Raw genomic sequence first — 22,954 nt, 5'->3', positions numbered from 1 at the left:
TGCCTGTTTCTGCGATCTCAGGCGGCGCCGATGTCGGAGGTGGGTGCGTTCGGGGTCTTGTGGCCCCGAACGCGCCGCTCGAACAGGTAGACGGCGACACTCACCGCGGACCACGTGGTGAGCACCAGGAACGGCCAGACATGTTGATGCCCGCGGAAATACACTGCGGTGTGCAGCGCGTTGACCGACGCGCCGGGTGGCAGCCAGCCGCCGATGGTCGCGATCACCCGGGGTAGCAGCGGCCACGCGACGGAGCCGCCCGACGATGGATTACCCAGCAGCACCATGACCGCCCATGTCGGCAGGATTGCCCAGCGGCCGAACATCGCGCTGAACATCGTGAAGATCATGCCGCAGGTGAACATCGTCAGGGCAAGAATGAGCCACACCTCGAACACCGGCAGCGTCAGCGCACCGATGATCCAGTCGATCATGGCGCAGATGGTGAACCCGCCCAGTAGCGAGTACAACGCGGTGAATCCGATTCTCTCCCAGGGCCGCAACTTGTTGGCATGCACGCCGAGCTGGATCGCGCCGACGAATCCGATGATGACCGCCGCAAGCATCATGTAGAAGATGGTGAGCCCGTGCGGATCTCGGGGTTGTAGTGGATTGACGTCGCGGACGCTCACCCGGTAGCCGGTCCCGGCGGCCGCACGCGGCATGCTCTGCTCGAGGAGTTGCGCGACCGTCGCACCGGACGCGCTCGACAGTTCGACGTCGATGGTGCGCGCCGTGGTGTCGATGTCGACAACCGCGAAGACCTGCTGGTTCTGCAACTGTTCGACGCCTTCGGCATGGGTTGGTAGATGACGCACATCGACCGAACTGCCGAGTTCGCGCGCGAGCCGTGCCTCGACATCGGCTGACTGCGGCGGTGGCAGGTCACCGACGACGGCGATCGGCACACGTTCGGGTTTCGGGTTGGCCGTCGAGTACGTGTAGGAGCCGACGAATAACGCCGCCGCGATGCCGAGGATCACCACGATCACCAGCGCGGGCGCGAACCGAGAGGTGCGGATGGCGTGCCAGGCCCTGCGGAAGTCATCTGTGGTGCGCACGCCTCGAGGCTATTCGTTCGTCGGATAGGCTGCGGAGAAGCTGATCGGAACGACCCGGAGGTAAGTCCATGACCAGTGCCTACGACTTCACGGCGACGGACATCGACGGCAACACCGTCGACCTCGACGACTACCGGGGGCAACCGTTGCTGATCGTCAACACCGCGTCGAAGTGCGGTTTCACCCCGCAGTACAAGGGACTCGAAGAGCTCAGCAAGACTTACGCCGAGAGCGGGCTGGTCGTACTCGGGTTCCCCTGTGATCAGTTCGCTCATCAGGAACCGGGCGACGAGGCGGAGATCAAGAACTTCTGCTCGCTCACCTACGACGTCAGCTTCCCGATGTTCGCGAAAGTCGACGTCAACGGGTCCGACGCGCATCCGCTTTTCGCGTGGCTACGCGAGCAGAAGTCGGGCGTGCTCGGCAATCGCATCAAGTGGAACTTCACCAAGTTCCTCGTCGACCGCGACGGTCAGGTCGTCGACCGCTTCGCGCCGACCGTGAAGCCCGAGAAGCTGACCGGAGACATCGACAAGGTGATCTGAGAACGGGTGTGCGCTTTGTGGCCGCTGTGTGCCGTGTGACCGTCGTCAGCCCAGCCACACAGACCGCGCACCGGAATCGCCGACGCGGACGACCATCACCAGAGCGCCAAGCGCCACAACGATAGTCGCAACCGCGAGCACGACCCGCAGCCAACCGTGCGCGCGTACCGAAGCCACCGCAGGTATCCGGCGCGCGATGGTGTCGTCGTACATCGCCCAGGAGAGTACGACCAGTACGAAAAGCGCTGCGACCCAATAGAGCATCTGGCCGCCGAGCTCGGTATGGCTGTGCAGGGCTTCTGATCGCGGTACCTGCTTCTCCAATGTCTCACCCGCGGAAGTGGTGAGCGGTGTGATGGTCATCGCGACAACCGCGACCGCCGGTGTGAACCAGCCGAGCCGTCGGCGTGCTGCCGGCCATACGCTCGCCAGGATCGCCAGGACGGCCGTGAGGGGAATCGCCACCACCGCAAGGTGAACAAACAGGGGGTGCGCGGGCAGTCCGGCGATCGTGTCCATCGCACGAGTGTGACGGTCAGTCGCTGAAGGAGCGCTGAGAATGCTTCGCCAACCCCTCGTGTGGAGCGACTCAGTCCGAGAAGCGATGATCGCCAACGCCGAACCAGGCCTGCGCGGCCGATCGCATCCGCTCGGGAAGGTACGTGTACTCGTGTGGCTGGGCGCCCGCCGCGCGGGCCGCGGATTCGAGGTGATCGCGCAGGCGCCACACCAGTGCCGGATCGGTCGCGGGTCCGATGTCGAGTGCATCCTCGACGGCCGCGGTCGACAATCCGAGTTGCGCTGCGAGAGTTGCGGTATCGAGACCGGCGAGGTCGAGATTCGCGCGCAGTTCCGCGCTGGTGACGCGGCGTTGGTGTGCGTTCAGAGACATGATCGTCGTCTCCCTTTTACAAGTTGGTCTGCGCAGTCATTAGTTGGTCTGTGCACCAGTCTATGAAATTCACGCCATACAGTGACAAGGCAAGCGTATGGTCGCCCGAGACGGAGCCTGGAAGGGGAGACGATGAGCGAGCGGCTGGCAGGCAAGGTTGCGCTGGTGAGTGGCGGTGCGCGGGGCATGGGTGCAGCGCACGTGCGCGAGATGATCGCGGAGGGCGCGCGCGTCGTCGCCGGCGACATCCTCGACGACGAGGGCAAGGCGCTGGCCGACGAAGTCGGCGATGCGGTGCGCTACGTCCATCTCGACGTCACCGAACCCGACGACTGGCAAGCCGCTGTCGCGTCCACGGTCGACACTTTCGGGCGCCTGGACGTCTTGGTGAACAACGCGGGAATCGTGAACTTCGGCCTGTTCGAGGACTATACACTCGACGACTGGCGCAAGATCCTCGATGTGAACCTGACCGGAGTGTTCCTCGGCATCAAATCTGTTGTGCCGCAGATGAAGGAGGCCGGCAGCGGCTCGATCATCAACATCTCGTCGATCGAGGGGCTGGCGGGAACGATTGCCACTCACGGTTACACAGCGTCCAAGTTCGGTGTGCGTGGACTCACCAAGTCGGCTGCGCTGGAGTTGGGGCCGAGCGGCATTCGGGTCAACTCGGTGCACCCCGGCCTGATCAAGACGCCGATGACGGAATGGGTGCCCGACGACATCTTCCAGACCGCACTCGGTAGGGCTGCGGACCCGTCCGAGGTGTCGAAACTCGTTGTCTACCTGGCTTCCGACGAGTCGAGCTACTCCACGGGGGCGGAGTTCGTCGTCGACGGTGGTGTCGTTGCGGGCTTGGCGCACAAGGACTTCGGAGTCGTCGACGCGTCGGAGGTTGACGGCTGACCTCACACGGAGGCGAGCTCTCTACGCAGGAACGAGCGCAGTGACTCGTTGAAACGTTGCGTGGTAGGTGCTTTCGGCGCAATCTGATCGAACGCGTGGAAGGCGCCGTCGGCGATCTCGACATCGCAGTCGACCCCTGCCTCGCGGAGTCGTCGTGCGTAGTCCAGTGTCTCGTCGTGGAACAGGTCGCAGGTTCCGACGCCGAGCCAGGTAGGCGGTAAGCCGTCGAGATCTGCGCGGCGTGCGGGTACGGCCCGCTGCCTGTCCGCAGCGCCGAGGTAGAGATCCCACCCCCGCTGATTATCACGCTCAGACCAGAGCACGTATCGACGTCCCGTGGGCGTCGCCGCGGTCCGGTCGTCGAGCATCGGATACACGAGAGCCTGTGCAGCGAGGGGGATGTCGCCGCGATCGCGTGTCAGCAGTGCGAGTGCGGCGGTGAGGCCGCCTCCCGCGCTGGCGCCGGCGATTGCGATGCGATCGCGGTCGACCCACGGTTGCTCGGCCAGCCATGCGAGCGCGGTATAGCAGTCCTCGAGCGGTGTCGGATACGGGTATTGCGGCGCGAGTCTGTAGTTGACGGCAGCCACCGTGATGCCGGTGGCGTCGGCGAGGTCGCGGCAGTAGATGTCATCTTGTCCGGCAGAACCGAGCACGTACCCGCCGCCGTGGATCCACAGCATCGCGGTGCCGGTGTTCTGTGCTCCGGTTGGCCGGTGCAGGCGAATCGATACCCCTGGCCCGATCGCGACCGTCGGGACGCCGCGCACGCGGGCCAGGGGCATACCGCCGAGTCGTAGGACGCCTCGCGGCATGTGCCGCAGTCCGATTCCGCGAGGAATCCAGCGTGCGGTGCGTCGAAGGTCGGGAGCGATGTCGGCGGTCGTCACCAACTGGACTATACATTTCCGAGAAAGTGTCTACATCGAGTGTGATCTGTGCCACGATGAGCCCGGCGAAGGGAGTGGCCATGTCCACATTTGACACAGTCGTTCGAGGTGGCCGGTGGTTCGACGGCTCGGGGGCGCCGTCGGCGATCCGCGACATCGGTATTCGCGACGGTCGGGTGGCCGCGATCAGTACGGAACCCCTCGACACCGAGGGTGCACGGGTCATCGACGCCGAGGGTGCATGGGTGACGCCGGGTCTGATCGACATCCACACGCACTACGACGTCGAGGTTCTCGACACCCCGGAGCTGACCGAGTCGCTTCGCCACGGCGTGACCACAGTGTTCATCGGGTCGTGCTCGCTGTCGACGATCTACGTCAACGGGGAGGAGGCGGGCGACCTCTTCGGGCGCGTCGAAGCGATCCCGCGCGACCACGTCATCTCCGCGGTGGACGAACACAAGGACTGGTCGTCGCCGAGGGAGTATGTCGAACGGTTGGAGGGTCTGCCGCTCGGGGCGAATCTCGCTGCATTCATCGGACATTCGGACATGCGGACGTCTGTGATGGGTCTCGATCGTGCGACACGATCGGATGTACGACCCACACGCGCGGAGCAGGCACGGATGGAGGAGATGCTCGGCGACGCGCTCGTCGAGGGATTCGTCGGACTCTCGTCGCAGCAGCTCAAGTTCGACAAGCTCGACGGCGTGACATGTCGGTCACGCACCCTGCCGTCGACGTACGCCAAACCCAAAGAGCTGCGCCGACTCAAGAGCATGCTGCGCCACAGCGGCCGAGTGCTGCAGTCGGGACCCGACATCCAGAACCCGCTCAATCTGCTGTCGCAGATGGTGCAGTCGATCGGCTTCGGGCGCCCTGTGCTGAAGACGTCGCTGCTGTCTGCGGCCGACGTGAAGTCGAACGAGAAAGCGCTGATCCTGATGGACCGCCCTACCGCGCTCATCAATCGCTTGGGCGGCGACTTCCGCTGGCAGCACCTGCCGGTGCCGTTCGAGGTGTATGCGGACGGTATCGATCTGGTGATCTTCGAGGAATTCGGTTCCGGCGCAGCGGCATTGCACCTGCGTGACGACATTGAACGAGATGCGCTCATCCAAGACGAGGAGTACCGGCGCAGGTTCCGCAAGGACTACGAGCAGAAGTTCGGCATCAGGGTGTGGCACCGCGACTTCTTCGACGCCGACATCGTCGCGTGTCCCGACGAGTCGGTGATCGGAAAGTCGTTCGGTCAGGTCGGGCTCGATCGTGGCGGACTCCACCCGGTGGACGCCTTCCTCGACCTCGTCGTCGAACACGGCCGTGAGATCCGTTGGCGCACAACCATCTCGAATCATCGTCCGGAAATGCTCAAGAAGATCGCCACCTGGCCAACGGTCCAGATGGGCTTCTCCGACGCCGGAGCTCACCTGCGCAACATGGCCTTCTACAACAGCGGGCTGCGGTTGCTGCGCCATGTTCGTGACGCCGAGCAGGCCGGAAAGCCGTTCATGAGTACCGAATACGCGATCCATCGCCTCACCGGTGAAGTCGCCGACTTCTACGACATCGACGCGGGACACCTGCGGGTCGGCGACCGAGCCGACCTCGTCGTGATCGATCCCGAACACCTCGACGAGCAACTCGAAGCGTACGGCGAGGCGCCGATCGAACAGTTCGGCCAGATGTCGCGCATGGTGAATCGAAACGACGCCGCAATCAGAGCCGTCATGGTGAGCGGACAGACCGTGTTCGCCGACGGTGAGTTCGCGCCGTCCGTGGGGACGGTGCGCACGGGTAGCTTCCTGCGGGCCGGGCACACCACTCCGCCGACAATTGTGCCGCCGGCGACAGCTGAGCGTGAACTCATCCGGACGAGCTGAGTGCAGTCGGGGAGTCATTCAGGACTTCCCGACAGGCACTACGCCTCGAAAGTCACTGTTACGTATAGGTGCGACAGCGGTTTGCGTCGCATCTCCACTGGCAGACGTCAGTACGCAGAAGTCGCCGGGCTTTCAGTGCGGTGACCCCCTTTTGCGTGCAACGATCGGAGTATGGCCGACACAAGCACCGCACCAGACAGCATCCTTGAGGCCGGTACCACCGCGCCCGATTTCACCCTCAAGGCGACGCCCGATCAATCGCTGAGCCTCTCTGAACTCAAGGGCAATCCCGTTGTCCTCGTGTTCTATCCCGCCGACTGGAGTCAGGTATGCGGCGACGAACTCGCCGTCTTCAACCAGTCGCTGCCGCTGCTACAGGAGTACGGCGCGGTTCTCCTCGGCATCTCGGTCGACAGCGCGTGGAGTCACCAGGCGTTCAAGGAGTCGCGCAAGCTCGGCTACGACCTCCTTGCTGACTACAACCCCAAGGGCGCGGTCTCCAAGGAGTACGGCGCATACGACGAACAGGCCGGCTGCTCCAAGCGCGCTCTGTTCGTCGTCGACGCGGACGGCGTCATCTCGTGGAGCTACCTGTCGCCGATGGCCATCAACCCGGGTGTGAACGGGGTGCTCGACGCCCTCGAAGCCCTCAAGAACAAGAACGCGTGAGGAGTCGACCATGCCGCTGACCCAACCCGTGGGATCCGACGACTACGTTCAAGGACCGTCCGACGCTGCTCTCACACTCGTCGAGTACGGCGACTATCAGTGTTCCTATTGCGGGCAGGCCTATCCGATCGTGAAGCAACTCCAGCGCAGCTATCCCGACTCGCTGCGATTCGTCTTTCGCAACTTCCCGATCCCCGAGATCCACCCGCAGGCACTCGCAGCGGCGGAGTTCGCCGAATACGCGGGCGACCAGGGCAAGTTCTGGGAGGCGCACGACGCGTTGTATGAGAATCAGGATCAGCTCGGCGAGAGCTTCTATCGCGAGTTGGCGACGAGTCTCGGACTAGACCCTGCCGCAGCTGAGGCCGCAGTGAGTGCGCAGCAGTTCGGTGATCGCATCCAGGGTCAGATCAACAGTGGGCTCCGCAGCGGCGTCAACGGCACGCCCGCCTTCTTCATCAACGAGCAGTTCTTTCCGGGACCCTTCACCGAACTCCCCGAAGTGCTCGAGCAGATCTTCGCGTCGGGACGCTGACACCGCCCAGGCAGTTGCTCGCTCAGGCAGTTGCTGCCGTCGCGCGCAACGCGGCGAGTACACGCGCGTTGCTGAAGGTGTCGCCGACGGTGATCCGGACGCCGTGACCGGGAACTGTCTTCACCGCAACGCCGCATGTGCCGAGCAGCGAGCCGAGCGCCACTCCGTCCGCGCCGGGCAGATAGACGAAGTTGCCCTCACCCGCGATGGTCGACGCGCCTATCGCGTGCAGTTGCGCGGACAGCCGATCACGCGCGGCGCGCATGGCCTCGACGCGGTGCGCGAGCGCTGTCGTCGCGGCCAACGCCACCGGCACCGCCGCTTGGGCAGGCGCACTCACCGCAAACGGAATCTCGAATCGACGGATGCCAGACATCAGCCGCTCGTCACCGACGCCGTAACCAACCCGCAGAGCCGCGAGACCGTGTGCCTTGCTGAAGGTTCGGACGACCACCAATCGGGGATGCCGTGCGATCAGCCGGTGCAGATCTGGTGCGGCAGTACTGAACTCGATGTAGGCCTGATCGAGGATGGCCGTCACGTGGTCGGGTAGTGAAGTCAGAAACGCATGTAGTTCGCGTTCGTCGACGATCGTGCCTGTCGGGTTGTGTGGGGAGCAGACGATCACGGCGACGGTCGACGCGGTGACGGAGGTGCGCAGCGCGTCGAGGTCGACCCCTCCGCCGCGATCAAGCGGCACACCGCGAAAGTCCATGCGCAGCAACTGTGCGAGGATCGGAAACCCGTCGAATGTCGGGGTCGCGGTCACCAGTTCGGGCGCGACGCCGTGGTATTGGTCGAGAGCTGCCTGCAGTGCCTGGAGGATGACCCCGGTTGCTCCAGCGCCGACGGTGACCATGTCGTCGGACACTCCCAGATGATGTGCGATGACGCGACGGGAACCGTGCGGAGTGAACTCCGGGTAGCGGTGTGCCGACAGCACCTGTTGATGGAGAACTTCGGCGACCGCGGGCAGTGGCGGATAGGCCGACTCGTTCAGGTTGAGTCGAATCATGTTGTCGGTAACCACTAGTGACGATCCGACCAACGAATCGCCGCCGCTCCCGCGAAGTCTCCGGCGTGGGCGAACGCCGACATCATGACAACGTCACCGGGCTGGATGCGCCCGTCGGACACCGCCGTGTCCAGAGTGATCGGAAGCCCGACGCCGAACAGGTTTCCGCACTCGTCGAAGGTGTCCGGGTGTCGTTGCTCGGGCAACTCGAGCGCATCGCGCCAGTTGCGTAGAAAGATGCGATTCGGCTGGTTGGTGATGAACCAGTCGAGTTCGGACGGCCGGATGTCGATCGAGTCGGCCACCTCGATGGCAGCAGCAGGAACCATGCGATTGCCGCGCGCGAGAACCTTGGTGATCTTCGCTTCGGTGAAGCCGATGTGGATTTCTCCCGTGCCCGCTTCCCAGTATCGACGGTCGGGTTCTGCCACCGATGTCATGTCGGCCGAGTACTCGCCGTAAGAATGGGTGACCAGTCCGAGGACCGGGGAACCTGCCGGACCGTCGAGGCTTACCACGGCCGCTGCCGCGCCGTCGCCGGGGATCGCAGCCTGTGCCTTGCCGCGAACCTGCTCCTGGGTGAAGATCTGGGATGCGCTGTTCTGCGCCAGTCCCAACAACGCCTTGCCGCCACCCGCCGCTACGAGCAGCGCAGCCGCTAGATCAAGCATGTGGATGAACGCGGCGCAGCCGCCGTTGTGGACGTCGAGAACCGTGGTGGGCCGCAGACCGAGACGATCGGCGAGCTCGCCACCACATCCGCGGACCGGTACCTCGGGAAGTTGGCTGTGCGTCAGGACAACCGTGACGTCATCGAGGTAGTCGTCGCCATGCCGCTCCGTGAGAGTTCTTGCGGCAGAAACCATCATGTCGGCCGACGTCTCGCCTTCGGCTGCGTGATGTCGGAATGCGGGCGCCGAGAACATGATGTTGTCGGCGAGGTCGTCGTTCTCGGCGAACTGGCTGAAATAGGAAGCGGGAACGCGATTCTCGGGCAGATACCCCGCAACGTCTGCGAGGACGACGGCGGGCGCAGTCGGGTTGTTCATGAGCGCATCCAATCGGGCGTAAGGGGCAAATTGTTGGCGTGGCGATACTCGGCGATCGCGGTGAGATTGTTCAGTTCGAGCTGGTGACCTGCGGCGAACATGTCCCAGAAGTCGCCGACCCAGACCGGACGGTCGGCCGGTGCTGTCTCTGGGTACGGATTTCGCTCATAGAAGGGATGTCGACAATTGGTCCACAACACCACCGACCCCGGCTTGTCGAGCACGACCTGCGCGTCGACGACGCGCATCAGGTAGATCATCCACAGGTGTTTGCCCTGATCCCACGCGCAGTGATAGTCGACGGTCATCGCGTCGGGATTGGCGACCGTACGTGTGTAGATGTCGGTGGCGTCGCCCAATCTGTCCGACGCCAACCACAGTCCCGGCTCGTCGGTCGGCGTGAATCCGCGGAGGCTGTAGGTCCACTCCTCGAGAGACCGTGTGTCGGAAAGCCATTCGTACAGTTCGCGGGGCGGCGCGTTGACGTAACCCTGCACCGGACAGAAGTCGCCGAAGATCTGGTCGTGCGGATAGACCGATCGCAGCATGTCGAGAATGATCGGTGTGGCGGTCTGTCGCGGGTGGGTCTCGATGCGGGTCAACCCGTCGAGCTCGTCGGCCTGCCGGCCGAGGTCGGCCAGCGGTGTGGTCTCGATGGTCATGACTATGGTCCCTTCGGCAGAAACGGTTGGAATGGTGGCACTTCGTCCGGATCGCAGTCGACGACGATGACGTTCGGTCCGGTATCCGCGAACAAGTCGGCACACGCGGAGTCGAGATCGCTGAGAGAAGCAGGATGACGCACCTCGGTGCGAGTGCCGAACATGGCGGCCAAGCCGCCCGCGATGTCCGTCGGCCGGAAGCGATTGACGCTGGCGGCCTCCGGGAAGAAGAGGTGTTCTCGGGTGACGCACATGCCGTGTGCGTCGTTGTTGAGGATGACGAGGGTGACAGGAGCGTCGTATTCGAGGGCGGTGTGAAATTCCATGCCGTGCATGAAGAATGCTCCATCTCCCGCGACGATCACCACCCTCCCTTGATCGGCGGAGCCGATCGCTGCTCCGATTCCTGCCGCGATCGCGTATCCCATGCCACCCATACCGAGGGCCACGGTGAATCTCCCGTCGCTGATCGGAGTGAGATAGTGGATCGCTGCGGCGCCGACGTTGCCTGCGTCGGCGAAAACTCTTGTGCCACTGCGAAGGTGTGGTGAGACGGTGTTCATGATCTGGCGTAAGCTCGGAAACGCAGAGTGCGGGAGCGCCGGTGTGTCGAGGTAATCGATGTCGATGGTCGGCACCGCGCCCTGTGGCAGTCCAAGTGCGGCGAGTGACTCATCGAGAAGTCGGAGCGCACTGGGCAGCGAGTCGACAAGGATCGACGGTCCGCGTTGCGGTCTGGCGTCGTTGATGCCGATGTGAATGATCTCGGTGTCCGCAAGATCTGCGTCGAACCCGCCCCGATCGGTCGCTGTCATCCGGCATCCGATGCTGACGCAGATCGACGCGGCCACCAGTTCGGCGTGTGCCGACGGGTGCCCCATAACGCCGGTGATGCCGGCATGACCGTCGATGTTCTCGAGTGCGTCGGCACCTCCCGGTGCGGCCACGACACTCGCACCAAGGCGAGACGCGATGCGGCGTAACGCCGTTCCGGCGCGGGTTCGGGAGGCCTCGTCTCCGATCCAAAGGCAGATCCGCTCGCCACGCCCGACGGCGTCGGCGAGTCGGCCGGCAGTCTCCGTGATCGCGGTGGGACTCCTGGCCGTCGAGTGTGTTGCCGGTTCGTGGTTCTCGTCTACTCCTGTGTCCCAGATCGTCTGTGATTGAACATCTTTGGGGATCACAAGTGCAGCAGGTAGTCCGCGATCGAGAGTGGCGAACACGGACTTCAACGCGGGTTCGAGCTCGCTCGCGTCTGCGACCAACTCGACGTGGCCGGTCACTGACTTGAGGAGGCCGACGACGTCGATCGTATCGGGCGGGTCGAGCATGTCTTGGAATGCGCCCCGCGTGGTCAGCGACAAGGGCGCAGCGCCGATGACGGCGAGTACCGGAACCCTGCTGTCGTACGATTCGGCAAGCGCAGGAACGACATTCATCGCTCCGCCGCCCGAGGTTGTGAGTACCAATGCCGGCCCGTTCGTCATCCGAGCAAGACCGTCTGCCATTGCGCCTGCTGCGAATTCGTGTTTAGCCACCACAGCAGGCATTCCGAGCCGGGACGCGGCGTCGTAGATGTCTTCGATGTTGGCCCCGTGTACGCCGAACGCGTGGGAGATACCACGTCGACGCGCACTTTCGAGGAGATGCAGAGCGACGCTCCGTCGGCTGGACATGTCGCAAGAGTGCCCGCAGGCACCTGAAGGTTGGCTGAAACCGGGTACCTGTTGCTCCCGCCGCGAACGGCATACACTCGACGACCACAGCTCATTGGTCACTTTCCGGTGGGCGACCGTGGTATCGATACAGCTTTGGCCATTGGATGAGCTCGTGAACGTACGCACCCGTATTCGTAGACGAGTAGGCGGCTACGGCGTGCGAAGGCAACTCACGATCGTGTCGGCTTTTGTACTTGTCGTCGCATTGGCCATCAGTGGCGCGGTGATGCTCCTTATGCTGCATCGGGAGAACACAGCGCAGATGTATCGAGCGACGGGGCGTCAGGCGTATCAGATCGCTACCGCGGTCAACCGTGGTGGCGTGTCGGCGGTCGATCCCGACGACCTGACTCCCGGAGCGGGAATCGACATCACGCAGGTCGTCGACGATCGGGGAGTTGTGGTGGCCGCGTCGCCTGGCGCACCACGTACGGCGATCCGGGTCGCGGATGACTCGAATGCTGACGAATCGAAGGTGCGCTACGCCGACCACGTGAACGTCCCCGGGTATGGAGACGAGTTCTGCGCATCGGTGAACACCGCGTACCACGCCGACCGTGAGTACACGATCCTCGCGCTCGACAAGGCGACGGGCATAAGGAGCAGTGAATGGACCACCGCGACGCTCATGGCGATCGAACTGCCGATCATCGTGGCACTCGGGGCAGGTGCGGTCTACCTGCTCGTCGGTCGGTCGCTTCGGCCCGTCTCGCGTATCACCAAGCAGGCCAATGAGATCACCTCGACCGAGCTCGAACAGCGGGTTCCCGTGCCGACCGCAGACGACGAGATCCGCACACTCGCGGTCACCGTCAACAGCATGCTCGGGCGACTCCAACGCGGGCGGGAATCGCAACTGCGGTTCATCGGCGACGCGTCGCACGAGTTACGAAGCCCGCTCACCACCCTTGTCGGGTTGCTCGACCTTGCCGACGACACATCGACGCCGATCGATGTGGAGACCGTCCGCACCATCCTCCTGCCCGAGGCGCGTCGAATGCAGGCCATGGCAGAAGATCTGCTCTTGCTGGCACGCGCCGATGAACAGGGGTTGACCGTCGTGGCGGGCGATGTGGACCTCGACGACGTCGTCGTCGAGGAGGTCGCACGGTTACGCGCGATGGAGGCGGCCAAGGTGACCGCACACGTTGTGCCCGTTCGGGTTTCCGGTGACCGCGAGATGATTCGACGCGCGGTGCGCAACCTCGTCGACAACGCCACCAGGCACTGTGACTCGGCGGTCTGGGTCTCACTGCGAGCTGATCGATCGAACGCCGTCATCGCGGTGAGCGATGACGGGCCCGGCATTCCCGACGACAGGCGGTCGGTGATATTCGACAGATTCTCGCGACTCGACGTCGATCGTCAGCGCGACTCGTCGGGAGCCGGTCTCGGCCTGGCGATCGCTTACGAGATCGCGCAGGCGCACGGTGGGTCGGTCTCAGTTGTCGACGGCAGTCACGGCGGCGCTACGTTCGAACTTGTCCTGCCACTCGGGAACTCGTCCGATGGTTCCGAGGAATCCAGGAGCCGTTCAGAGCGCGATCAAACGGTACCCGGCGCCCCGGATCGTCTGGATGGAGGCGATCCCGAACGGGGCGTCGATGCGCTTACGTAGATAGGCGATGTAGACCTCGACGATGTTCGGGTCGCCGTCGTAGTTCTCGTCCCACACCGATTGGAGAATGGCATGTTTCGACATCACCTGCCCCTGGTTGCGCAACAGCAGTTCGAGTACCGCGTACTCGCGGGGAGTCAGGGCAATGGGCGCCCCGTGACGCGTGACGACGTGTTGGGCGGGATCGAGACACAGCGATCCCGCCGAGAGTATCGCGGGCCGCTCGCGCTGACCGCGTCTGGCGACTGCCCGTAGATGAGCCTTCAGTACGACCACGGAGAACGGCTTGACGAGGTAGTCGTCAGCGCCGAAGTCGAGTGCTTCGGCCTGGTCGTACTCGCCGTCCTTCGCGGACAGCATCACGATCGGCACCCACTGCGATCGTCTGCGCAACTCACGCACGACCTCATAGCCGTTGAGACCGGGCAGCATGATGTCGAGCACTACTGCGTCGAATTCCTCGTCAACGGCACGCTGTAGCGCCTGCGCGCCGTTGTGCAGGACTGACACGTTCCACCCGTCGCTGACCAACACTCGACGAATGGTTTCGGCCGCCCGCACGTCGTCGTCCACCACCAACACACGCACGTCGGACATCGCCCTTCTCCCCGATGCTCAGGCACCGCGGCTCCCGGCGTCGCCATCAGAAAGGACCCCGATGCGTCACCGCACACTGACCCGACCACGTAACAATTCGACCCTACTCCCGGTGCGTGGACCACGAACCCTTCCGCTGCAGTCCGCGCTGCGGCTGCGGGCCGACCCGGCACAGTTCGCAGAGAATCTTCGCGCCGACTACGGCGACATCGCCTTCATCACGGTGCTCGGACGCAACATCGTGATCGTGCAGGGCCCCGAGGCACTCGGCGAGTTGGTTCGCGACGCCGACCGCGCGTTTCGCAACGAGCCGGTATACGGATTCGCCCTCGGGACCCTCTTCGAACGCGGAATCCTGCTGATGGACACCGACGAACATCGCAAGCATCGTCGAATAATGCAGGCGGCCTTCACCGCCGACCGCCTGGCCGGCTACCAGGATCAGCTCAATTCCCTTGCCGCTGAGGCCGCGACGCGATTCACTCGCGGACCGGACGTCGACATGCGTACCGAACTCAAAGCGATGGCACTCGACGTCGCGTTGGAACTGTTTGTCGGAGAGAAGCTTTCGCGCGACGACGCCGATCGGATGAACGCGGCGTTCGTCGATCTCATCGAGGCGGGCAGTGCGCTGGTTCGGTTTCGAATCCCGGGCACCATGTGGGCGCGTGGACATCGGGCGCGCGGCGTCGTCGACGAGTTCTTCAGCGATCTTCTGCCCGCGCGGCGCGGCGCCGACGGCCCGGACCTGATGTCGGCACTGTGCCATGCACGCGGCGACGACGGCTCGCAGCTCTCCGACCAACAGGTCGTCGACCACATGCGATTCATGCTGTTCGCCGCTCACGACACCGCCACCATAGCGATGACGTCAATGGCCTATCGGCTGGGACGTGACGCACGGTGGCGTGCGCGCGTCGTCGACGAGGCGCAACGTCTGGGTGAAGCGCCGTCAGCAGCGGAGTTGAAGGAGTCCGACGTCTATCAGGCGGTGTTCAAGGAGTCGCTGCGGTTGCGCCCGCCGGTACCGGTGATCCCCCGTGCGGCGATTGCGGACACTTCGATTGGCGGCCACTTCATCCCGAAGGGCGCATTTGTCATCGCGGTCAGCGCGAGCAATCACCGGATACCCGAAATATGGCCGCGCCCAGATGATTTCGATCCCGAGCGGTTCATGCCGGAGAACGCGGAGCGACGGCATCGGTTGGCATGGGCGCCGTTCGGCGGTGGTGCGCACCAGTGCATCGGCATGAACTTCTCGTACCTGGAGGCGGCGACGATGATTCACCATATGATTCGACGGCTCGACTGGACGGTCGGCTCCGACGACTACGAGCGTCGTGACGTCGCTCTAACAGCCAATGTGGGTTTCAGTGCCGCGGTCACCGACGCGCGAGAGCGATGCGACACGCGTAGATAGCGATACCGATGACGATGACCACGACGCCCGAGATCACCGAGGCGCGGGGGAGTGTGCACGCGAGGACTACGCAGCCGACGAGGCCGACGGCGCAGACGATGAACGGTGGGCGCCGCTCCACGCGAGAAAGTGTCATGGCCGACGCGTTCGCGATCGCGTAGTACAGCAGGACTCCGAACGACGAGAATCCGATGGCGCCACGGACATCTGCGGTCGCGGCGACGACAGCGACAACCGCACCGACGGCGAGTTCGGCGTGATGCGGCACGCCGAAGCGGGGGTGAACCTCCGCCAACGTTCGTGGCAGGTGTCCGTCGCGCGACATGGCCAACGTCGTCCTGGAGACGCCGAGGATCAGCGCGAGCAGTGAACCGAGCGCTGCGACAGCGGCGCCGATCCGAACGACAGGAGTCAGCCAGCCCGCGCCTGCGGCCTGCGTCATTGCGGCCAGTGGCGCCGTCGCCGTGGCAAGTCCCGATGCGCCGAGCGCCCAGAGAGCGGTGGCTGCGACGGTCGCGTAGACGACCAGTGCGATCCCCAACGCGACGAGGATCGCGCGAGGAATGATGCGTGTCGGCTCCCGCACCTCCTCGCCGAGGGTCGCGATGCGCGCGTAGCCGGCGAAGGCGAAGAACAGGATGCCCGCGGACTGCAGTATTCCGGTGACTCGTGCATCCGAGCCGACCTCGAGTGAGTCGACGCTGCCCGCGTCGGACGCGAGCGTCGTCACGACGACCACGGTGAGCACCATCAGCACCACGGCGACGATCGCGCGTGTCAGCCACGCCGACTTCTGCACTCCGACGTAGTTCACCGCGGTGAGCGCGACAACAGCGGCGACTGCCACCACGTGTGCGTGCGCAGGCCAGGCATACAATCCGACGGTCAGCGCCATTGCGGCGCACGACGCTGTCTTGCCGACAACGAACGCCCACCCGGCGAGATAGCCCCAGAAGTCGCCGAGCCGCTCGCGGCCGTAGACGTACGTCCCACCGGAGACCGGGTAGATGGCCGCAAGTCGCGCCGACGACATCGCGTTGCAGTAGGCCACAACAGCGGCGATGACCAGCCCGATCAGCAGCGCCGATCCGGCTGCGGCGGCCGCGGGCGTCAGCGCAACGAAGATCCCGGCGCCGAGCATCGAGCCGAGGCCGATGATCACGGCGTCGGACATGCCGAGCCTGCGGTGCAGCGACGGTTCAGTCATGGGTCGATCGTGGTCTGAGCATGGTCGAGATTCTCACCGAAAGGTGAATGGCAGGTGGCGTGCTCTTCGACAGCCGCCGCCGCTGCAGCTCAGCTCTGAGCGCTGATAGGCACTACGGTTCGTCCCGTCGTTCGGCCCGCCCGTATCTCGGCGAGCGAGCCGTCGAGATCATCGACTCCGATCTCGGTGATGAGTCGATCGAGATGGGCTGGGCGCAAGTCGGTTTCGAGGCGTGCCCAGACCGACCGGCGAAGCTCGGGTCCGATGGACACCGAGTCGATTCCGAGGAGTGCCACGCCGCGCAGGATGAAGGGCATGACTGTTGTCGGGAGGTCGGCGCCACCGGTGAGACCGCTCGCAGCGACCGACCCGCTGTGGTTCATCGTCGACAACACGTAGGCGAGCGTCTTGCCGCCGACACAATCGACTGCGCCCGCCCACTGCGATTTCCCGAGCGGACGAACCTTGGTGTCGTCGTCGACGAGTCGGCCGACAACCGACGTCGCGCCGAGCTCGGTCAATAGCGCTGCGGCGTCGGACTTTCCACTCGACGCGGTGACGTCGAAACCGAGTGCGCTGAGGAGATCGACGCTCACCGAGCCGACTCCGCCACTGGCTCCGGTGACCACCACGGGGCCGTCGTCCGGGGTGAGCCCGCGGTCGAGAAGCGCGACGACACTCAGTGCCGCGGTGAAGCCCGCAGTGCCGATGGCGGCGGCTTCGCGCGTCGAGAGGGTGTCGAGTCGTACGACCTGCGCGGCAGGGACCCGTGCGTAGGCGGCATAACCGCCGTGTTGTGCGGTTCCGATCGGACCGCCATGTGCCACAACGCGATCGCCGGGGGCGAAGTCGAGTGTCGACGATGCGACTACCTCGCCGGCGAGGTCGATCCCCGGCACGATGGGGTAGTCGCGCACCACGCCGCCGCGCGGTGTGACAGCGAGTGCGTCCTTGTAATTCACGCCGGAGTAGTCGACCGCGATCGTCACCTCGCCGTCAGGCAGTTGGGTGGCGTCGAGTTGCTCGCTTGCCAAGGTGATTTCGCCGTCGGACTCGCGTGCCATCAGGACGGTGAACTGATCGGGCAGGGTGCGCGTCATTGTGCTCCTCGGATCGTCATGGGTCGTCGAAATCCAGCGTAGGTCAGAGCATTCCTCCGATGTCGCCTGCGGCGAGCAGACAGATCAGCACCGGGACCAGGTGCGTCGGGGCGATTCCGTAGTCGTTGCGACCGACTTTGGTGACGATCGACGCCGCGGTCAGGATCTTCAGGTGGTGGTAAAGCTGACCCGATGTTCCGAAGTCGCCTGACTCCTGCAGATGTGCGACCGAGGCGTTGCCGCGTGCCAGAAGGCGCACGATCTCGACGCGTGCGGGATGGCCGAGCGCGGCGAACACGTTCGCGGTCGTCTCCGGCGCGAGATCGAGCGTCGCGTCGGCCGAATAGGCGATATTCCAGGTGACAGGTCCGGTGAAATCGACGCTGCCCGAGTATTCGAGCATGCCCGACCGGCCCTCAGTGGCCGAGTCCGGTTCGCTGTCCACGCGGTCGCCCGCGGCGAAGACCGCCGCTTCGAGGCGTGCGACTCGGGCTGCGAGGTCGTCGGACGGATCACTGCTCACCCCAAGCACCGTAGCGCGTGTCCGACGTCGCGATCGGTGATGGCTGCGAGGAGCAGTTTCTGGTGGGTGAACTTGTCGGCCGCGGCGTCGCGCTGGGAGACGCCGCGGACCATCAGCGTGCCGGTCCCGATCCTGCCGTCGGGCGTGCGGTATTCGAAGACCTCGGTGATCACTCCGGGGAGGCTGCCGCCCTTGAATCCGAGCACCGAGCCGTCGGGCATCGGTCCCTGGTATTCGAGATGGCGGCGCGCAAGCTCTGCACCGGGCCCGAACGAGCCGTCGGCAAGGCTCGTCATCAGCGCGTTGAGCGCATTCGATGTCGCCTCGAGATACGAATCAGTCTGTGGTCGAAGAGGATTGGCGATAGCGAGGTACGTGTCGAAGAGGCCCGGTACCTGTCCGGTGAATCCGTAGCGCACCATGACGTCACGTAAAGCGTTGTCGCCCAGCGTGTTACGAAGCAGGTCGGGGGCTGCGGAGTCGGAGAAGCGGATCATCACGTCGGCGAGTTGGCGGTAGGTCACCGTGGCCGAGAGGTCGAGCGGGATGCCCTTGCGTGCGGGAATACCTAGGTACTCGAGCGCTCGAACGTGCGCTCCGCCGTCGAGCGGGATGTACCAGCGCTGCCAATCCGTGACGGGGACACGCGCTTCCGGGTCGAGCCGGCCGTCGGCAACCGCCCGCGAATACGCCGCGAGATGGATGAGTTTGATCGACGACGCCGCGGGGAACGGAACGTCGGCGTTGTGCGTGATCGGGTCGCCGTCGAGCGGTCGCACACTCAGCGCGTAGTTGCTGCGATGGGCGGCGAGGTACCCGATCCAGCCGGGCACGGTGGTGACGTTCGGCTGTGCGGGTTGAGCACACATCGAGGCTGCGGAAGGGGGTGCGGCGGGGGCGTACGCGGGGGTGAAGAGACCCACGGCTACGGCCAGCACGAATGCGAGGTAGCAAGCGTGGCGCATCGGAACTCCTCAAGTTCGTAAGTACGTAATTACGAAACTATCGAACAGTTTGTGCCGCCGCAACCATCGTTATCGACTGTCAGGCCGACGACAGGCGACGGCAGGGCCGCGTAAGCGCAGCTCCCTAACGTCAGTGTCAACAAATCCTGACTACTGATAGGAGGTGCTGTCATGGCAACCACCACTGATGCCGCGACGCAGAGTTCGTCGCGCACTTACACGTCTCTCGCCGCAGCAGCCATACCGCTTGCTGCGCTCTGTCTGGCCTTCTTCGTCGAGATGGTCGACAACACACTGCTCTCGATCGCGCTGCCGACTATCGGTCGCGACCTCGGCAGCAGCACCACTGCGCTGCAGTGGATCACCGGTGCGTACTCGCTCACCTTCGGCGGGCTGCTGCTCACCGCGGGCTCGATCGCGGACAGATTCGGTCGACGACGCGTCCTGATGATCGGTCTGGCCGCGTTCGGGCTGCTCAGCCTGCTGGTCGTGCTCGTGAACTCGACGACCGAACTGATCGCGTTGCGAGCCGCTCTCGGCGTCGCCGCCGCGATGATGGCCCCGATCACCAACTCGCTGGTCTTCCGTCTCTTCGACGACCAGAAGCTGCGCATGCGCGCGATGACCGTGATGATCGTCGTCGGCATGGCCGGATTCGTGCTCGGTCCGATACTGGGTGGCTCGGCGCTTGCTCATGTGCGGTGGGAATGGCTGCTCGTCGTCAATGCGCCGATCGCGCTCATCGCAGGCATCGGCATCTGGTTCGGCGTCGCGTCGGATCGTCGTGAAGACCTCACCGACTACAAGCTCGACATCCCGGGAGCGCTGCTGAGTATCGCGACGATCGGCCTTGCCTGCTGGTCGTTGACCAGTGGCGTCGACCACGGCTGGGCGTCGGCGATGACGCTGGCATCGATCATCGGCGCGGTGGTCGCAGGTGCGGCATTCGTCTGGCATGAACGGCGAAGCGCAGCACCGATGTTGAACCTCTCCCTGTTCCGCAACGGCACCGTGCGCGGTGCGACGATCGCCCAGGTCGGTAGCGCAATCGCGATGGCCAGCGTGATGTTCGGTCTCATCCTGCACTTCCAGTACGCCTACGGCTGGAGTCCGATGAAGGCCGGTCTGGCCAACCTGCCGATGATCGCGACGATGCTCCTCGCAACACCGCTGTCGGAGGCACTGATCACCCGCTTCGGTCACCGGATGACCTGCTTCATCGGCGCGATGGCGCTCGCAGCGGGCACCGCGGGTCTCGGCTGGGGTGTCACGCATGGATACCTCGCGATCGCGATCTTCATGGTCGTGATGACCTTCGGATTGCGGACGGTCATGACGATCTGTGCGATCGCACTGGTCGACGCGATGCCCGAGAACCAGACGTCGATCGGTACCGCGCTCAACGACACAGCGCAGGAGGTCGGCAGCAGCGTCGGCACGGCGATCGTCGGCACGATGCTCGCGACGCTCGTTGCGGCGCACCTACCGGAGGGGAAGTGGACTGCGGCCTTCACCGACACGTTCTTCCACGGGGAGAGCATCACGTATGTCGTGCTGGGGATCGTCGTCGGCGTGATCGCGGGCATCGGCGCCCTCACGCTGACCAACTCCCGCAACGCCGAGGAAGCTCACTAGCGGACGCGACGACGTTAGCCAGCGCCAACAGTCAGAGGGTTGGCGAGCGACTGAAAGCCGAAGGACTATCCAGAAGCTCTGGTTAGCCACCAGATTGTCAAGGCGATGACGACGATAGAGCAACACCCCACCTCGCCGCCGCCAGAAACACCCCCTCATCTACGCAGATGAGGGGGTGTTTCGCTGTCTGGGGGTAGCCGGCTGTCTCGGCTCTCCCGTTTTCAGTCATTTCTGAACGATCCCGGTGAGCCGACCTGGGCTTTTGCCGCCGGGCAGCGCTGAAATTGACTGAAAACGGGAGCGGTCCGGAACGTATTCGGACGGATCACGTGCTGGCGAAAATGCCTGGGACGAAGGGGAATCTGTGAGCTCCCACGGGCCGCATCGGTTATCTCTGGAGGACTCCCGGTCGCTGTGGCGTGTTCAGAGGACCGAAACCACCTTCTGCGCAGTCTCTTTCGCCGATCCGGGGTTTTGGCCGGTGACCAGGCGGCCGTCGACGACGGTGTAGGAGACGAACGGCAGTTTCGCCTTGTGGTAGTTGGCGCCGCGGCTGCGCATCTCTTCTTCGGCGTTGTACGGCACCAGCTTGTTGACTCGCGCGAGAACCTCTTCCTGCCAGGCGAATCCGGTGACATCACGGCCGGCAACGAGCAGCGAGCCGTCGGACAACGTGGTGTTCAGTAGTCCGCAGTAGCCGTGGCAGACCGATGCGACCACTCCGCCTCGCTCGAAGATCTCGCGGGTGATGCGTTGCAGCCCAACACTGTCGGGGAAGTCGTACATCACCGCGTGGCCGCCGGTGAAGAAGATGGCGTCGAAGTCGGCGGAGTCGATGTCGTCGGGAGCTGCGGTGGTGTCGAGCAGCGACATGCGGTCGGGGTCGGCGCGCCATGCCTTCGCGGTCTTGTCGTAGTTCGGAAACTTCAGCGACCGCGGTTCGAGCGGTGAGTGTCCACCCGCTGGGCTGACCAGAGTCTGTGTATAACCGGCGTCGTCGAAAATCTCCCACGCGTGGGTCAACTCCGACAACCACAGACCGGTGGCGTGCGATGGATCGTCGTAGTGGCTCACGTTGGTGACGACGTTGAGGATGCGAGTGACCATCGTGTGCAGCTTTCCGTCGGTGGTGTGTTGGTCCGACGGTAAGGGCAGATGTAAGCAGTGTCAACCGGCGGTGGCCTGCGCGCGGGCCCGTTGTTGGATGAGCTCGAGAGTCCTGGCGGTGGCGTCGATGTCGGATGCGTCGATGTCGGCGGTGAGTTGGGCCGTTGCTGTGGTGACGGATTCGCGTGCGGCGGTGATTTGGTCATTGCCTGCGCTGGTGAGTTTGTGCGCGTCGTCGAGGATTCCGTTGTCGCGGAGCGCGATTCGTATGTGCTCGACGGATTCGACGGACCGCTGCAGGGTTGCCGCGATCACGGGAAGGGGTGCGCCGGCGAGGCTCATGTTCAGGTAGATCCACTCGGCTCGGCCGAGGGCTGGGAAGGGCGCCAGCGCGTGGTCGAGGAGTGCGCCGAGCGCGCTCTCGGTAGAGCCGATGATCTGGGGCAGTGAGCGTGTCATGGTGACCTCCCGCGTGTACCGTTGGTGTGACCAACAGTAGCAGACCATTGGTGGTACCAACAGTGAGTGATTCTTCGACGCCGCATCGACTAACCGACTTGCCGACGTGGCAGCTCTCGCGGGCCGCTGCGCGTTCGCATCAGGTGCTACACGAACGACTGCGCATCGCGGGTGTCACGGGCTACGAATTTCGCGTGCTGGCGGTCGTGGCCGACCTCGGCCCGGTGAGTCAGACGGAACTCGGCCGCGCGGCAGAACTCGACCGACGCGACGTCGCGGTTACAGTCCGCGACCTCGAGGCTCGGGGGATGGTCCAGCGAACGGCCGATCCGGCTCACCGGCAACGAAAGCTGGTGTCGCTGACCACTTCAGGCGAACGCACGCTGGACGATCTGGAACGAGTGGTTGCGGCGGTCCAGCGCGAGGTGTTCGGCACCTTGGACGACGCCGAGATGTCGACGCTGCTGGGGTACCTGTCCCGACTCGGCGGCTAAGGCC

The 22,954-nt window shown here is 64.4% G+C and carries 24 protein-coding genes; 9 read left to right on the top strand and 15 right to left on the bottom strand.

Going from position 1 to position 22,954, the window contains the following annotated elements; genetic code table 11:
- Positions 1–17 precede the first annotated feature (17 nt).
- On the bottom strand, positions 18–1,061 hold the full coding sequence (locus tag ABW18_RS16475) for an ABC-2 transporter permease (protein WP_049700046.1): 1,044 nt from the start codon (positions 1,059–1,061) through the stop codon (positions 18–20).
- Between the two features lie 68 nt (positions 1,062–1,129).
- Between ABW18_RS16475 and ABW18_RS16470 the strand changes: the two genes are divergently transcribed.
- Positions 1,130–1,606 carry a glutathione peroxidase gene (locus tag ABW18_RS16470; RefSeq protein WP_049700045.1) on the top strand — a complete coding sequence of 159 codons (477 nt, stop codon included), beginning with the start codon at positions 1,130–1,132 and terminating at the stop codon, positions 1,604–1,606.
- Positions 1,607–1,651: 45 nt separating this feature from the next.
- Here ABW18_RS16470 and ABW18_RS16465 read toward each other — a convergent pair whose 3' ends face one another.
- A complete protein-coding gene (locus ABW18_RS16465) occupies positions 1,652–2,125 on the bottom strand; it encodes a DUF2231 domain-containing protein (protein ID WP_049700044.1) in 474 nt (157 codons plus the stop codon).
- 70 nt (positions 2,126–2,195) lie between these two features.
- Positions 2,196–2,498, bottom strand: coding sequence for a DUF2316 family protein (locus ABW18_RS16460; protein ID WP_049700043.1), 303 nt, complete (start codon positions 2,496–2,498; stop codon positions 2,196–2,198).
- A 132-nt stretch (positions 2,499–2,630) separates the two neighbouring features.
- Here ABW18_RS16460 and ABW18_RS16455 point away from each other — a divergent pair, with 132 nt between their 5' ends.
- Positions 2,631–3,404, top strand: coding sequence for a glucose 1-dehydrogenase (locus ABW18_RS16455; RefSeq protein WP_049700042.1), 774 nt, complete (start codon positions 2,631–2,633; stop codon positions 3,402–3,404).
- 2 nt (positions 3,405–3,406) lie between these two features.
- Here ABW18_RS16455 and ABW18_RS16450 read toward each other — a convergent pair whose 3' ends face one another.
- On the bottom strand, positions 3,407–4,294 hold the full coding sequence (locus ABW18_RS16450) for an alpha/beta hydrolase (RefSeq protein ID WP_049700041.1): 888 nt from the start codon (positions 4,292–4,294) through the stop codon (positions 3,407–3,409).
- Positions 4,295–4,374: 80 nt separating this feature from the next.
- On the opposite strand from ABW18_RS16450, the gene ABW18_RS16445 reads away from it, so the two are divergent.
- The 3 genes from ABW18_RS16445 (at position 4,375) to ABW18_RS16435 (ending at position 7,381) form a co-directional block, all read left to right on the top strand.
- Positions 4,375–6,177, top strand: a complete 1,803-nt coding sequence (locus tag ABW18_RS16445) for an N-acyl-D-amino-acid deacylase family protein (protein WP_049700040.1) — start codon at positions 4,375–4,377, stop codon at positions 6,175–6,177.
- A 171-nt stretch (positions 6,178–6,348) separates the two neighbouring features.
- On the top strand, positions 6,349–6,846 hold the full coding sequence (locus ABW18_RS16440; RefSeq protein ID WP_049700039.1) for a redoxin domain-containing protein: 498 nt from the start codon (positions 6,349–6,351) through the stop codon (positions 6,844–6,846).
- A gap of 10 nt (positions 6,847–6,856) precedes the next feature.
- On the top strand, positions 6,857–7,381 hold the full coding sequence (locus tag ABW18_RS16435; protein ID WP_049700038.1) for a DsbA family protein: 525 nt from the start codon (positions 6,857–6,859) through the stop codon (positions 7,379–7,381).
- Between the two features lie 22 nt (positions 7,382–7,403).
- Here the strand turns inward: ABW18_RS16435 and ABW18_RS16430 are convergent, their stop codons facing one another.
- The 4 genes from ABW18_RS16430 to ABW18_RS16415 are packed head-to-tail and all read right to left on the bottom strand — an operon-like array spanning position 7,404 to position 11,783.
- Positions 7,404–8,411 (bottom strand): pyridoxal phosphate-dependent aminotransferase, encoded by a 1,008-nt coding sequence (locus ABW18_RS16430; RefSeq protein WP_049700037.1) that lies wholly within the window; start codon positions 8,409–8,411, stop codon positions 7,404–7,406.
- Positions 8,411–9,445 (bottom strand): 3-oxoacyl-ACP synthase III family protein, encoded by a 1,035-nt coding sequence (locus tag ABW18_RS16425; protein ID WP_049700036.1) that lies wholly within the window; start codon positions 9,443–9,445, stop codon positions 8,411–8,413. The genes ABW18_RS16430 and ABW18_RS16425 overlap by 1 nt, the downstream gene beginning before the upstream one ends.
- The gene (locus ABW18_RS16420) at positions 9,442–10,107 is read right to left on the bottom strand and encodes a hypothetical protein (RefSeq protein WP_049700035.1); all 666 of its coding nucleotides are present in this window, start codon (positions 10,105–10,107) and stop codon (positions 9,442–9,444) included. Before ABW18_RS16420 ends, ABW18_RS16425 begins: the two co-directional genes overlap by 4 nt.
- A gap of 2 nt (positions 10,108–10,109) precedes the next feature.
- Positions 10,110–11,783: a thiamine pyrophosphate-binding protein gene (locus ABW18_RS16415; RefSeq protein ID WP_049700034.1), complete on the bottom strand. Its 1,674-nt coding sequence runs from the start codon at positions 11,781–11,783 to the stop codon at positions 10,110–10,112.
- Positions 11,784–11,937: 154 nt separating this feature from the next.
- Here ABW18_RS16415 and ABW18_RS16410 point away from each other — a divergent pair, with 154 nt between their 5' ends.
- Positions 11,938–13,443: a sensor histidine kinase gene (locus ABW18_RS16410; protein ID WP_049700033.1), complete on the top strand. Its 1,506-nt coding sequence runs from the start codon at positions 11,938–11,940 to the stop codon at positions 13,441–13,443.
- On the opposite strand, the gene ABW18_RS16405 is transcribed toward ABW18_RS16410, so the two are convergent.
- A complete protein-coding gene (locus ABW18_RS16405; RefSeq protein WP_049700032.1) occupies positions 13,360–14,040 on the bottom strand; it encodes a response regulator transcription factor in 681 nt (226 codons plus the stop codon). The genes ABW18_RS16410 and ABW18_RS16405 overlap by 84 nt on opposite strands.
- A gap of 112 nt (positions 14,041–14,152) precedes the next feature.
- On the opposite strand from ABW18_RS16405, the gene ABW18_RS16400 reads away from it, so the two are divergent.
- Complete coding sequence (locus ABW18_RS16400; protein ID WP_235434418.1) at positions 14,153–15,460, top strand: cytochrome P450; 1,308 nt, start codon at positions 14,153–14,155, stop codon at positions 15,458–15,460.
- On the opposite strand, the gene ABW18_RS16395 is transcribed toward ABW18_RS16400, so the two are convergent.
- The 4 genes from ABW18_RS16395 to ABW18_RS16380 all read right to left on the bottom strand — a co-directional run bounded on the left by ABW18_RS16395 (position 15,423) and on the right by ABW18_RS16380 (position 19,255).
- Positions 15,423–16,667 (bottom strand): APC family permease, encoded by a 1,245-nt coding sequence (locus ABW18_RS16395; RefSeq protein ID WP_049700031.1) that lies wholly within the window; start codon positions 16,665–16,667, stop codon positions 15,423–15,425. The genes ABW18_RS16400 and ABW18_RS16395 overlap by 38 nt on opposite strands.
- Before the next feature lie 89 nt (positions 16,668–16,756).
- Positions 16,757–17,767 carry an acrylyl-CoA reductase family protein gene (locus ABW18_RS16390; protein ID WP_049700030.1) on the bottom strand — a complete coding sequence of 337 codons (1,011 nt, stop codon included), beginning with the start codon at positions 17,765–17,767 and terminating at the stop codon, positions 16,757–16,759.
- A gap of 43 nt (positions 17,768–17,810) precedes the next feature.
- Complete coding sequence (locus tag ABW18_RS16385) at positions 17,811–18,290, bottom strand: ArsR/SmtB family transcription factor (protein ID WP_049700029.1); 480 nt, start codon at positions 18,288–18,290, stop codon at positions 17,811–17,813.
- Positions 18,287–19,255: a serine hydrolase gene (locus ABW18_RS16380; protein ID WP_049700028.1), complete on the bottom strand. Its 969-nt coding sequence runs from the start codon at positions 19,253–19,255 to the stop codon at positions 18,287–18,289. Before ABW18_RS16380 ends, ABW18_RS16385 begins: the two co-directional genes overlap by 4 nt.
- Before the next feature lie 171 nt (positions 19,256–19,426).
- On the opposite strand from ABW18_RS16380, the gene ABW18_RS16375 reads away from it, so the two are divergent.
- Positions 19,427–20,890 carry an MFS transporter gene (locus ABW18_RS16375; protein ID WP_049700027.1) on the top strand — a complete coding sequence of 488 codons (1,464 nt, stop codon included), beginning with the start codon at positions 19,427–19,429 and terminating at the stop codon, positions 20,888–20,890.
- Positions 20,891–21,313: 423 nt separating this feature from the next.
- Here ABW18_RS16375 and ABW18_RS16370 read toward each other — a convergent pair whose 3' ends face one another.
- Positions 21,314–21,997, bottom strand: coding sequence for a type 1 glutamine amidotransferase domain-containing protein (locus ABW18_RS16370; protein WP_049700026.1), 684 nt, complete (start codon positions 21,995–21,997; stop codon positions 21,314–21,316).
- Positions 21,998–22,057: 60 nt separating this feature from the next.
- On the bottom strand, positions 22,058–22,456 hold the full coding sequence (locus tag ABW18_RS16365) for a hypothetical protein (protein WP_152930110.1): 399 nt from the start codon (positions 22,454–22,456) through the stop codon (positions 22,058–22,060).
- A 62-nt stretch (positions 22,457–22,518) separates the two neighbouring features.
- Here ABW18_RS16365 and ABW18_RS16360 point away from each other — a divergent pair, with 62 nt between their 5' ends.
- Complete coding sequence (locus ABW18_RS16360) at positions 22,519–22,950, top strand: MarR family winged helix-turn-helix transcriptional regulator (RefSeq protein WP_083444436.1); 432 nt, start codon at positions 22,519–22,521, stop codon at positions 22,948–22,950.
- Positions 22,951–22,954: the final 4 nt, after the last annotated feature.

This window comes from Gordonia jacobaea, from assembly GCF_001186365.1.
Classification (GTDB): domain Bacteria; phylum Actinomycetota; class Actinomycetes; order Mycobacteriales; family Mycobacteriaceae; genus Gordonia; species Gordonia jacobaea.
The sequence above is the reverse complement of the archived record's forward strand: the minus strand, read 5'-3'. Positions and strand labels throughout refer to the sequence as shown.

Coding starts and splice junctions, on each gene's coding strand:
- ABW18_RS16470 (WP_049700045.1), top strand. CDS start 1,130: ATGACCAGTGCCTACGACTTCACGGCGACGGACATCGACGGCAACACC.
- ABW18_RS16465 (WP_049700044.1), bottom strand. CDS start 2,125: ATGGACACGATCGCCGGACTGCCCGCGCACCCCCTGTTTGTTCACCTT.
- ABW18_RS16460 (WP_049700043.1), bottom strand. CDS start 2,498: ATGTCTCTGAACGCACACCAACGCCGCGTCACCAGCGCGGAACTGCGC.
- ABW18_RS16455 (WP_049700042.1), top strand. CDS start 2,631: ATGAGCGAGCGGCTGGCAGGCAAGGTTGCGCTGGTGAGTGGCGGTGCG.
- ABW18_RS16445 (WP_049700040.1), top strand. CDS start 4,375: ATGTCCACATTTGACACAGTCGTTCGAGGTGGCCGGTGGTTCGACGGC.
- ABW18_RS16440 (WP_049700039.1), top strand. CDS start 6,349: ATGGCCGACACAAGCACCGCACCAGACAGCATCCTTGAGGCCGGTACC.
- ABW18_RS16435 (WP_049700038.1), top strand. CDS start 6,857: ATGCCGCTGACCCAACCCGTGGGATCCGACGACTACGTTCAAGGACCG.
- ABW18_RS16425 (WP_049700036.1), bottom strand. CDS start 9,445: ATGAACAACCCGACTGCGCCCGCCGTCGTCCTCGCAGACGTTGCGGGG.
- ABW18_RS16420 (WP_049700035.1), bottom strand. CDS start 10,107: ATGACCATCGAGACCACACCGCTGGCCGACCTCGGCCGGCAGGCCGAC.
- ABW18_RS16415 (WP_049700034.1), bottom strand. CDS start 11,783: ATGTCCAGCCGACGGAGCGTCGCTCTGCATCTCCTCGAAAGTGCGCGT.
- ABW18_RS16405 (WP_049700032.1), bottom strand. CDS start 14,040: ATGTCCGACGTGCGTGTGTTGGTGGTGGACGACGACGTGCGGGCGGCC.
- ABW18_RS16395 (WP_049700031.1), bottom strand. CDS start 16,667: ATGACTGAACCGTCGCTGCACCGCAGGCTCGGCATGTCCGACGCCGTG.
- ABW18_RS16390 (WP_049700030.1), bottom strand. CDS start 17,767: ATGACGCGCACCCTGCCCGATCAGTTCACCGTCCTGATGGCACGCGAG.
- ABW18_RS16380 (WP_049700028.1), bottom strand. CDS start 19,255: ATGCGCCACGCTTGCTACCTCGCATTCGTGCTGGCCGTAGCCGTGGGT.
- ABW18_RS16375 (WP_049700027.1), top strand. CDS start 19,427: ATGGCAACCACCACTGATGCCGCGACGCAGAGTTCGTCGCGCACTTAC.
- ABW18_RS16370 (WP_049700026.1), bottom strand. CDS start 21,997: ATGGTCACTCGCATCCTCAACGTCGTCACCAACGTGAGCCACTACGAC.
- ABW18_RS16365 (WP_152930110.1), bottom strand. CDS start 22,456: ATGACACGCTCACTGCCCCAGATCATCGGCTCTACCGAGAGCGCGCTC.